10 protein-coding genes are annotated in these 9,933 nt (G+C 72.3%); 3 read left to right on the top strand and 7 right to left on the bottom strand.

Going from position 1 to position 9,933, the window contains the following annotated elements:
• Positions 1-202 precede the first annotated feature (202 nt).
• The 7 genes from ACH4VO_RS01070 to ACH4VO_RS01040 all read right to left on the bottom strand — a co-directional run bounded on the left by ACH4VO_RS01070 (position 203) and on the right by ACH4VO_RS01040 (position 8,280).
• Positions 203-1,846 carry an ABC transporter ATP-binding protein gene (locus ACH4VO_RS01070; RefSeq protein ID WP_360998275.1) on the bottom strand — a complete coding sequence of 548 codons (1,644 nt, stop codon included), beginning with the start codon at positions 1,844-1,846 and terminating at the stop codon, positions 203-205.
• The gene (locus ACH4VO_RS01065; RefSeq protein ID WP_360998277.1) at positions 1,843-2,832 is read right to left on the bottom strand and encodes an ABC transporter permease; all 990 of its coding nucleotides are present in this window, start codon (positions 2,830-2,832) and stop codon (positions 1,843-1,845) included. The genes ACH4VO_RS01070 and ACH4VO_RS01065 overlap by 4 nt, the downstream gene beginning before the upstream one ends.
• Positions 2,829-3,836 (bottom strand): ABC transporter permease, encoded by a 1,008-nt coding sequence (locus tag ACH4VO_RS01060; protein WP_360998279.1) that lies wholly within the window; start codon positions 3,834-3,836, stop codon positions 2,829-2,831. Before ACH4VO_RS01060 ends, ACH4VO_RS01065 begins: the two co-directional genes overlap by 4 nt.
• Before the next feature lie 2 nt (positions 3,837-3,838).
• Positions 3,839-5,572: an ABC transporter substrate-binding protein gene (locus ACH4VO_RS01055; protein ID WP_360998280.1), complete on the bottom strand. Its 1,734-nt coding sequence runs from the start codon at positions 5,570-5,572 to the stop codon at positions 3,839-3,841.
• 203 nt (positions 5,573-5,775) lie between these two features.
• On the bottom strand, positions 5,776-5,871 hold the full coding sequence (locus ACH4VO_RS01050) for an Ms4533A family Cys-rich leader peptide (protein WP_360998281.1): 96 nt from the start codon (positions 5,869-5,871) through the stop codon (positions 5,776-5,778).
• Between the two features lie 88 nt (positions 5,872-5,959).
• Positions 5,960-7,306 (bottom strand): DUF3152 domain-containing protein, encoded by a 1,347-nt coding sequence (locus ACH4VO_RS01045; protein ID WP_360998282.1) that lies wholly within the window; start codon positions 7,304-7,306, stop codon positions 5,960-5,962.
• An 8-nt stretch (positions 7,307-7,314) separates the two neighbouring features.
• Positions 7,315-8,280 carry an alpha/beta hydrolase gene (locus ACH4VO_RS01040; RefSeq protein WP_360998284.1) on the bottom strand — a complete coding sequence of 322 codons (966 nt, stop codon included), beginning with the start codon at positions 8,278-8,280 and terminating at the stop codon, positions 7,315-7,317.
• Positions 8,281-8,390: 110 nt separating this feature from the next.
• On the opposite strand from ACH4VO_RS01040, the gene ACH4VO_RS01035 reads away from it, so the two are divergent.
• The 3 genes from ACH4VO_RS01035 to ACH4VO_RS01025 all read left to right on the top strand — a co-directional run bounded on the left by ACH4VO_RS01035 (position 8,391) and on the right by ACH4VO_RS01025 (position 9,811).
• The gene (locus tag ACH4VO_RS01035; protein ID WP_360998285.1) at positions 8,391-8,606 is read left to right on the top strand and encodes a hypothetical protein; all 216 of its coding nucleotides are present in this window, start codon (positions 8,391-8,393) and stop codon (positions 8,604-8,606) included.
• Between the two features lie 169 nt (positions 8,607-8,775).
• Positions 8,776-9,417, top strand: coding sequence for a TetR/AcrR family transcriptional regulator (locus ACH4VO_RS01030; RefSeq protein WP_360998287.1), 642 nt, complete (start codon positions 8,776-8,778; stop codon positions 9,415-9,417).
• Between the two features lie 166 nt (positions 9,418-9,583).
• Positions 9,584-9,811 carry a DUF3107 domain-containing protein gene (locus ACH4VO_RS01025; RefSeq protein WP_069170855.1) on the top strand — a complete coding sequence of 76 codons (228 nt, stop codon included), beginning with the start codon at positions 9,584-9,586 and terminating at the stop codon, positions 9,809-9,811.
• Positions 9,812-9,933 lie beyond the last annotated feature (122 nt).

Raw genomic sequence — 9,933 nt, 5'->3', positions numbered from 1 at the left:
GGGGTACTTGGGGGGGGGGGGGGCGGTTTATTGCGGCGGGCCCGCGGGGGGGGGGGGGGGGGGGGGGGGGGGGGCGGCCCGGGGGGGGGGGGGGGGGGGGGCGGGGGGGTGGCCCGCCCCACCACCGAAAGGGGTGAACCACCGTAACTTTCCCGCCCCGGTCGCGTTCTGTCGCGATAAAGGGCGGTCCGGTCACGCCGCGTCAGGCTGCGGCCAGCTCCTTGCGGATCGCGCGGCGTCGTGCGGCCTGTGCGGGGTCGAGTGCGGGAACCGCCGCCAGAAGCTGCCTGGTGTACGGGTCCTGCGGTGATCCGTACACCTCCTCCACGCCGCCCTGCTCGACGATCCGGCCGCGCCGCATCACCGCGACCCGGTCGCTGACCTGCCGTACGACCGCCAGGTCGTGGGCGATGAAGACGAGGCCGATGTCCAGTTCCCGTTGCAGCTCCGCGAGGAGCGCGAGCACCTGGGCCTGGGTGGTGACGTCGAGCGCGGAGACGGGCTCGTCGCACACGATCAGCCTGGGTCCGGCGGCGAGGGCACGCGCGATCCCGATCCGCTGGCGCTGTCCGCCGCTGAACTCGTGGGGATAGCGCTCGTACCGGTCCGCTTCGAGGCCGACCCGTTCGAGGAGTTCGCGCACGCGGTCCCGGATCCGGGTCTCGTCCGTCTCCCCCGCGGCGCGGAGCGGATCGGCCACCGACTCGCCGACCGAGCGGCGCGGGTTGAGCGAGGCCACCGGGTCCTGGAAGACCATCTGGAGCTCACGGCGAGCCGGTCGGAGCGCCTTCTCCGACAGCGAGCCGATCTCGGCGCCCCCGTACCGGAGAACGCCCGCCGTCGGATCGAGCAGCCGCACGAGCATGCGCCCGAGGGTCGTCTTGCCGCTGCCGCTCTCCCCCACGATGCCGAGGGTCTCGCCGGCGCGGACGGTGAGCGAGACGCCGTCCACCGCGGCGACCCGGCCGGCGCCCCGGCCGAACTCGCGCCGCAGGCCTACGGCTTCGAGCAGCGGCGCGCCCCCGGGGCGAGCGGCCCGCGGTCCGGGGACGGCGGGCACCCGCCGGGCCTCCACCCGGGGCACGGAGGCCAGCAGTTCGCGGGTGTACGGCTGCCGGGGCGAGCCGAGCACCTCGGCGACGGGGCCCCGCTCGACCGCCCGCCCGCCCCGCATCACCAGGACGTCGTCCACGCTCTCCGCCGCCACACCCACGTCGTGGGTGACCAGCAGCAGTCCCATCCCCGTCTCCCGGCGCAGGTCGTGCAGCAGGTCCAGGATCTGGGCCTGCACCGTGACGTCCAGAGCGGTGGTCGGCTCGTCCGCCACGATCAGCCGGGGCTCGCAGGCCAGGGCCATGGCGATGAGCGCCCGCTGGCGCATCCCGCCGGAGAACTCGTGGGGGCGCAGCCGGGCGCGGCGGGCCGCGTCCGGGATGCCGACGCGGTCCAGGACCTCGACGGCCCGGGCCCGTGCCACCCGCCGGGACGCGGCGGTGTGCACCCGGTAGACCTCGGCGATCTGGTCGCCGACCGGGTAGTACGGATCCAGTGAGGAGAGCGGGTCCTGGAAGACCATGGCGGCCTTCGCGCCCCGCAGCGCCCGCAGTCCGGCCTCGTCGGCCGCGCCCACGTCCGTACCGGCGACGCGGACGCTTCCGGTGACCCGGGCCCCCGTCCCCCGGTGCAGCCCGAGCAGGGCTGCCGCCGAGGCGCTCTTGCCGGAGCCGGACTCGCCGACGACGCCGAGCGCCCCGCCGGCCTCCAGGGTGAACGAGAGTCCGTCCACGGCCCGGACCGGCCCGAAGTCGACGGTGAGGTCCGCGACCTCGACCAGCGGTGATGTCATGACAGGACCACCCGTCGGTCGGCCAGCGCGTACAGCACGTCCGCGACGGCATTGGCGAGCACCACGAAGAGGCCGGTCACCAGGACCATGCCGACGACCACCGGCAGGTCGACGACCTTGACCGCGTGGACGAGTTCGCGTCCGATGCCGGGGATCCCGAAGAGGGACTCGGTCAGCACCGCGCCGCCGAACATGGACCCGAAGTCGAGCGCGCTGAGCGCGATCACGGGTGCGAGCGCGCCGCGCAGCGCGTGCCGCACGATGAGGGCGCGCTCGCCGACGCCGTACGCCCGGAAGGTGCGGATATGGTCCTCGGCCAGCGTCTCCAGCATGGAGCTCCTGGTCAGCCGGGCGTACTTGGCGGACTCGATGAGCGCCAGGGACACCCAGGGCAGCAGCAGCCCCCAGGCCCACTGTTCGGGGTCCTCGGTGAACGGCACGTAGGTCGGCGACGGCAGCCACCGCAGCGTGGAGCAGAAGACGATGATGAGGAGCAGGCCGATGACGAAGACGGGCGTGGCCGTGCCGGCGAGGGTCAGCCAGGTGAGGACCCGCTCGGTGAGCCTGCCGCGCCGCCGGACGGACAGCACACCCGTACCGACGCCGAGCAGGATCCAGCCGGCGAACGCGCCGGCGACGAGCGACCCGGTGACCGGCAGCTTGGCGAGGATCAGCCGGGTGACCTGCTGGTCGCTCTGGTACGAGACTCCGAGGCAGGGTACGGAGCAGTGCTCCACGCCCGTTCCGGTGGAGAAGTCGCGCCCGGCGACGATGCCCTGGAGGAAGTGCCCGTACTGCGTGTACACGGGGTCGTCGAGCCGGAGCTGCTCGGTCACCTGGGCGACCTGCGCCGGTGAGCAGCGTGGTCCGCACGCGATCTGGGCGACGTCACCCGGAGCCACGTAGAAGACCGCGTACAGGATGACGGTGAGCGAGAGGAGGACGAGGACGGCGCCACCGGCCCGCCTCAGCAGGAATCCGGTCACGACGTCCACTCCTTCGCGCGTTCCCCGCGCCCGCCGCGTCCGGTGCCCACCCGCAGCCGGGACGCGGCCCGCGGGTCGAGTGCCGTGCGGACGCCCTCGCCGAGGACGGTCAGGGCGAGCACGGTCACGAAGAGCAGTCCGGCGGGCAGCAGGAGGTAGGTGGGCGCCGACTGGTACCAGGTGTCGGCCTCCGTGAGCATCTGCCCCCAGGACGGTGTCGGCGGTCTGATGCCGACGCCGAGGAAGGACAGGGCCGCTTCGACGGTGATGTTGGCGGGGAAGAGCAGCGCCGCGTACGTGATGACGGGCGCGGCCAGCGAGGGCAGCAGTTCCCGGCGGGCGATGCTCCACCGGCCCCGTCCGGCGAGGCGGGCTGCCGCGACGAAGTCGAGCGACTTCAGGGCGAGCGCCTGGGCGCGCACGATCTTCGAGGTGCCCGCCCAGTTGATTCCGCCGATGACGAGGGCGATGAGGACGGGCCGGGGGAAGGAGGCCGGGACGACCGCGAGCAGCCCCAGGGCGATCACCATGAGGGGCAGGGCCACGTTGATGTCGGTGATCCGGCTGAGGATCTGGTCGACCCAGCGGTTGCCGAGGGCCGAGGCGAGTCCGACGAACAGGCCGATGGCGACCTGCAGGAGAGTGGCCGCGACGGCGACTCCGAGCGAGACCCGGGCTCCGTACACGATGCGGGCGAACAGGTCCCGGCCGGTCTGCGGTTCGACGCCGAGCCAGTGTTCGGCGCTGATCCCGCCGAAGGGTCCGAGGGGTACCCCGCCGGCCGCCGAGTCGACGAGGTCGGGGTGGTAGGTGGTGGGGTCCTGGCCGGCCAGCGCCGTGAGCAGCGGCGCGGCGAGTGCGGTCAGGAAGAGCAGGAGGACCACGGCCGCCGCGACGGTGGCCGCGCGCTGTGCGCGCAGCCGCCGCCGGAACAGCCGGGCCCCCGAGGCGGGGGCGGCGATCGGAGCCGCTCCCGCCTCCTGGGCCAGAAGTACGTCCGACATGACTACTTGACCGCGACCTGGGAGATGTCGAGGACGCCGGTCCAGTCGCTGATGACCACGTTCTTGACCTCCTGGCCGAAGAGCCGCTTGTAGACCGGGTGGAACAGCGGCACGGTCAGCGCCCGCTCGCCGATCTTCTTGTCGAGTGCGCCCCAGCGCCGGGCGGCCGCGTCCAGGTCGGTGAGCTTGTTGATCGCGTCGATCTCCTTGTTGACCGACGCGTCGTTCAGGAAGCCGGTGTTGAAGTTGGCGCCGTCCTTCACGATCTGCCGGCCGTCGAAGATCGGCGCGAGGAACGGCCCTCCGGAGGGCCAGTCGGCGCCCCAGTGGGCGAGGAAGAAGCCCGGCTCCTTGGAGGCGCTGTGGATGGTGTCGGAGTAGTCGTTGCCCTCCAGACCCGTGAGCTCGACGGTGATACCGGCCTTCTTGAGGGCGGCCTGGAGTGCCGTGGCGATCTCCGGGCTCGTCTCGAAGTCCTTGTCGTTGGAGTGCGTGAGGGTGACGGTCAGGCCCTTGGCGTAGCCCGCCTCCTTCAGGAGCTGCCTGGCCTTGGCCACGTTGCCGGTCCTGCCCGCCGGGAAGTGGTCGTAGGTCGTGTAGCCGAAGGACTTCTGGTTCGGCAGGTAGGTGGTCGCGGGCTCGGCGAGGGAGGAGCCGCCCGCCGCGTTGATCACCGAGGAGCGATCGACGGCGTACGCGATCGCCTGGCGCACCTTCGGGTCGTCGAACGGCTTCACCTTCGGGTTGAAGGCGATGTAGTTGGTGTAGCCGAAGTGACCGGTGCCGACCCGGGCGGCGAGGTTCTTGTCGCCGGACACCTTGGCGAGTTCCGCGGGGCCGAGGTTGGTGTCGGTGGTGACGGCCGCCGCGTCGGCGCCCTGGGACGCGGAGAGCCGCTGGTTGATGACGGCGGAGTCCAGGCCGGAGCGTACGTCGATCCTGTCCGGGTACGCCTTGCGCTCCTCGTCGGTGGCGGCGGACCAGTGCGGGTTGCGCTCCAGGACGAGCCGCTCGCCGTCGTTCTCGTTGGAGACGACCTTGTAGGGGCCCGAGGAGACGGGGTGCTCCTCGTACGTGGTACCCGTGTCCTTGGCCCGGGGTACCGGGGTCGTCTGGGTCTGCGTGGCGAGGTAGGGGAACTCGCCCTCGGGCTTGTTCAGGCGGAAGACGATGGTCCTGGCGTCCGGTACCTCGATCGAGTCGAGGCCCTTCTTGTCCTTGTACGGGCCCTGGTAGTCGGCGCCGCCGATCAGCCAGTCGCGCAGGTAGGGCGCTCCGCCGGAGAGTTCGGCGGCGAAGGACCGCTCGATGCCGTACTTGACGTCAGCGCTGGTGATGGCGGTGCCGTCCTCGTACTTCAGCCCCTCCTTGAGGGTGTACGTCCAGACGGTGGCGTTCTCGCTGGGCGTCCCCAGGTCGGTGGCGAGGTCGGGGACGACCTCCGCGCCCGCGGCGCCGTTCTCACGGTTGCGGGTCGTGAGGGTGCGGAAGACGAGGGAGGGGACGTTCCCGCCGCCGGAGGTGTAGAGCCGGGCCGGGTCGAAGTCCTCCTGCGGGTTGCTGTTGAGGACCGTGAGGGTACCGCCCTTCTGCGGCCGGCCCGAGGCGCCGGAACCGCCGCTTCCCCCGCTGTCCTTGTCCTGGGGCCCTGCGCAGGCCGCGAGTCCGGCGACCAGGGCGAGGCTGACGGCGGCGGTGGTCGCCACGCGGCGGGATATGACGGACGGCTGACTCATCGGAAGATGACCTCTCGGTGTGCTGCGGCGGGGAGGAGGAAGGGTCCGCGTGGGCGCAGCGGGACTCCGCCCCGGGATGCGGGGAGAGGACCGGAGGGGAGAGAGGCCGCGCCTGCGGACGGAGTACGCCCGGGCGCGGGGTCAGAAGGACCGGGAGAGCCGGTGGGGACTCACCAGGGGGCCGACGCGCGCTCGAGCAGGCGTCAGCGACAGAGAATGTCGGCTACGCAGAACCCGGCCACGCCGAGGAGCGCCAGCTCGATGGCGGCGCGCTCGGATGATGCGGGGTTGCGTGACATGCCGAGAAATATGGACGACCTCCTCCGCCCTGTCAACGCAGAATGAGACACCCGTCCCACTATGCGGACAGAAGAGGCCGGTCGCGCATCAACTGCCCGGATACACCCAGGGGTTGGGTCGGCACTTGATGCCTTCGAGCTCCAGCGTCTTGGTCTGCTGCTGCATCACGGGAGCGAGCGCCCCGGGGGTGCGGCAGCTCACGTGGCCGTGTCCCAGCCGGTGGCCGACCTCGTGGTTGATCAGCATCTGACGGTAGATCAGCAGCTTGTCCGGGCCGAACGTCGCGGCGCCCTGCGCCCACCGATAGGCGTTGATCATGACGCGGTCCGTGGCGGCGGAGTCGCAGGAGACGTTGTCCTCGGTGGTGTCCAGACCCGACTTCTCGCACCACACCCCGGTGGTGCCGGGGCTGGCGAGGGTGATCACGAAGTCCGGTTCGCCGGAGGAGATCCGTTCGAAGGTCATGGCCCCGCCGTGCGCCCAGCTGCGGTCGTCGTTGAGCGTCTTCTGCACGGCCTCGGCGAAGAACCCGGCGTCGAGGCCCAGCCCCTTCTCCACATCGATCCGGTAGCGGTACTTGTGCCCCCGGCCCGGCGCCTTCGCCAGCCCCGGAACCGCGTCGAACCGCCCCGACGCCTTCAGGTCGGGCAGGATCGGATAGGGCTCGGCCATCTTCTCCGCGTACGACAGGGGCTTCACCTCGGGCCGATCCGCGCCGGGGGTCGGCCGCCCCTCCGAGCGGGAGGCGTCCGCGGAGCCCTCACGGCCGGAGCCGGCCGCCTGCGAGACGCCCGGGCCGCCCGAGGAGTCCTGTGCCACCTGTCCGGCCACCACGACGGCGAGCACCGTGGTCACGGCCGCGGCGGCGATCCCGGTGAACGTGCGGCCCTTCCCGCCCCTGCCTGCCCGGTCGTCGCTGCCGTCCGGGGCGTCCTCGCAACCGTCCGGACCCTCGGGTGTACCGACGGCCCCACCGGCCTGTACCGGTGCCGCCCGGCGCGGGCCGGCCGCGTCGAACGCGTCGACGAACTCCCTGCGCGGGCCGGGTACGGGCGGAGAGCCACCGGGGGGCGGCCCGGGCGCCGTCCGCCTGTCGGCCGCGCGCTGCGCCGCCTGCTGGGCCGACAGCTGCCGTGCCACGGCCTGCCGGGCGTGGGCATCCGGCCCGGGGCCGCCCGTTCCGCCCCGGCCGTCGTGCCGCGGCTGCGCGGCCGCTCCCCAGCCGCCCCCGGGCTCATGCTGCTCGGGGTGCCCGCCGCGGGCCTGCGGGAGGTCGTGGAACGGGGTGTGCCCGTCCCCGGCGGGTGGCGTCGCGGCATCCCGCCTGCGCCGCCCGCTGCCCACGCGGGCCGTACCGCCCTCCCCGTCGGCGGGGGCCGCGGCCCCCGCCTCGGGTCCGGCGAGCCCGGGCCCCTTTCGGCTGTGTCGTCCCACGCCCCGGATCAGCTCCCGCCGCGTTCGTCCAGCAACTCCCGGAAGGCCTGGGCGACCGCCTCCGGGTACTCCATCATCGCCACGTGCCCCGCGTCGGGCAGTGTCAGCAGCCGCGAATCGCGGAAGGCCGCGGACGCTCTGCGTGCCATCCGGTACGAGACGAGCTGGTCCCTTCCGCCGTAGACCAGCAGGGACGGTGCGAGCACCCTCTCGGCCTGGCGCCACAGCCCGTGCTGTCCGCCCAGGGTGTAGGCATCGACGATGCCCCGGGCGGAGCGCGCCATGGCGTCCCAGAAGTACGGCAGTTCCAGCCGCCGCTCCATCTCGGCCACCGCGTGGCGGAAGGCCTCCTCGGAGATGCGCGCCGGATCGCCGTAACAGAGTGCCATGACACCGCGGGTGCGCTGTTCCGCGGTCCAGTCCCGGGTGAGCCGGGCGAACAGGGAAGCGACGCCCGGGAGTGCGAGCAGCCCGGTGGGGACGGCGGGCCGCTGTACCCGGATCTCGGGCAGAGCAGGGGAAACGAGCGTCAGGGTGCGCACGAGGTCGGGACGGACCGCCGCGACCCGGGTGGCAACGGCGCCGCCCAGAGAGTTACCGAAAAGGTGAACGGGTCCGCGGCGCCCGGCGTCCAGCAGCCGGATCAGGGCGCGGGCATGTCCGGTGACCGAGTAGTTCCCGTCGTCCGGCGGCGGTGAGTCCCCGAAGCCGGGCAGGTCGACCGCTTCGCCGTCGACCACGTCCGCCAGCATCGGCATCAGCGCGGACCAGTTCTGCGAGGAGCCTCCCAGCCCGTGCACGAAGAGAGCCGGCGCGAGCCCCGCCGACCGCGCCGGCCGGGACCGGACGGTCAGCGTGAGGCCCGGCAACTCGACGGAACGCAGCCTCTCGCCCTCCATGACCCTGACGGCACTGACCATGGGGGCCACGGCGGCAGCGGCGTCGCGGGTACCGGGCAGCTCGGTCGAAGACATGCGGCAATGTTACGAGATGATCACGTGGCAATTGATGTGTTCGCGGTCACAGGCCGCATAGCGTCCGGGAGGGGTTGCTCCTACGCTGCAAGGGAAGGAAGGGAGCCACGATGACGATCGACCCGAGCGATCCCGAGACGTTCGAGGACCCCCGGTCCGACGAGTCGGACCCGGAGGCCCCCGAGGCTGACGCGGCCGAGCAGCAGGCCGACATCCGGCCGGAGGACGACGAACCGCTCACCCGGATCGACCCCGCCGCCGCGAACGAGGCGGACGCTGCGGAGCAGGCCCGCGTCGTCAGACAAGATGAGGACGACTACCGCTGATACGTCCCGCTTTCTGCCCAGACCAGGCAGATCTGTGGCTACCGCAGCCGTCCGGTCCGTGAAATTCTGCGTCCGCGCCGCGCGCACCCGGGTTACTCAAAAGTACGATGGCCGCATGGCGCAGCGTGCACGGTTTCCGCTGCGTTCGATCACACAATTGGGAGGCGGCGTGACAGCCATCGAGCAGACAGAGGCAGCGCGCCCGCGGGGCACTCGCCTGCCCCGCCGCGCCCGCCGCAATCAGCTGCTGGGCGCTGCGCAGGAGGTATTCGTCGCGCAGGGCTACCACTCGGCCGCGATGGACGACATCGCCGAGCGGGCCGGCGTCAGCAAGCCGGTGCTCTACCAGCACTTCCCCGGCAAGCTGGAGCTCTACCTCGCCCTCCTGGACCAGCACTGCGAGTCGCTGCTCCATGCGGTCCGCACGGCGCTGGCCTCGACGACGGACAACAAACTGCGCGTGGCGGCGACGATGGACGCCTACTTCGCGTACGTGGAGGACGAGGGCGGCGCGTTCCGTCTGGTGTTCGAGTCCGACCTGACCAACGAGCCGGCGGTGCGCGAGCGGGTCGACCGTGTCTCGCTGCAGTGCGCGGAGGCGATCTCCGACGTCATCGCGGGCGACACGGGCCTGTCCAAGGAAGAGTCGATGCTGCTCGCGGTCGGTCTCGGCGGCGTCTCGCAGGTGGTGGCGCGCTACTGGCTCTCCAGCCGTTCCGCCATCCCGCGCGACACGGCGGTCCAGCTGCTGACCTCGCTCGCCTGGCGCGGCATCGCGGGATTCCCGTTGCACGGCATCGATCAGCACTGATCACCCTGCCCGGGGACCGGTCGCGACCCGTCCCCGGCGGCAGTGCCCGCCGGTGTTCGCTGCGGGCGTTGCCGGTCGACCCGTGGTCGGTCCCTTCACCGGGCTAATGTGTGCTGCGTACGGCGCGGTTCACCGCGCAGAGACGGACCGTCGGAGGGACATAGCCGTGGAGGTCAAGATCGGGGTGCAGCACACGCCCCGGGAGATCGTTCTGGAGAGCGGGCTTTCCGCCGAAGAGGTCGAGAGCGCGGTCGGCGAGGCGCTCACCGGCAAGACGCAGCTGCTCAGCCTCACGGACGACAAGGGCCGCAAGGTTCTGGTGCCGACCGATCGGATCGCCTACGTCGAGATCGGCGAGCCCAGCGCCCGACGGGTGGGCTTCGGAGCGCTGTAGGTCAGCCCGACACGCAGGACAGCGCGGCGGGGGGGGGGGGGGGGGGGGGGGCCCCCGGCGCGCCCGGCCCCCCCCCCCCCCCCCCCCCCCCCGCCTCTTTCGTTTCCGTGCGGCGGCTTCCG

This window comes from Streptomyces sp. NPDC020780 (assembly GCF_044334475.1).
Taxonomy (GTDB): domain Bacteria; phylum Actinomycetota; class Actinomycetes; order Streptomycetales; family Streptomycetaceae; genus Streptomyces.
Note: the sequence above shows the minus strand (reverse complement) of the source record. Positions and strands in the feature narration are given on the sequence as shown.

Excerpts from the sequence above, each read along its gene's own strand:
- ACH4VO_RS01060 (WP_360998279.1), bottom strand. The coding sequence starts at position 3,836 with ATGTCGGACGTACTTCTGGCCCAGGAGGCGGGAGCGGCTCCGATCGCC.
- ACH4VO_RS01070 (WP_360998275.1), bottom strand. The coding sequence starts at position 1,846 with ATGACATCACCGCTGGTCGAGGTCGCGGACCTCACCGTCGACTTCGGG.
- ACH4VO_RS01035 (WP_360998285.1), top strand. The coding sequence starts at position 8,391 with ATGACGATCGACCCGAGCGATCCCGAGACGTTCGAGGACCCCCGGTCC.
- ACH4VO_RS01055 (WP_360998280.1), bottom strand. The coding sequence starts at position 5,572 with ATGAGTCAGCCGTCCGTCATATCCCGCCGCGTGGCGACCACCGCCGCC.
- ACH4VO_RS01050 (WP_360998281.1), bottom strand. The coding sequence starts at position 5,871 with ATGTCACGCAACCCCGCATCATCCGAGCGCGCCGCCATCGAGCTGGCG.
- ACH4VO_RS01040 (WP_360998284.1), bottom strand. The coding sequence starts at position 8,280 with ATGTCTTCGACCGAGCTGCCCGGTACCCGCGACGCCGCTGCCGCCGTG.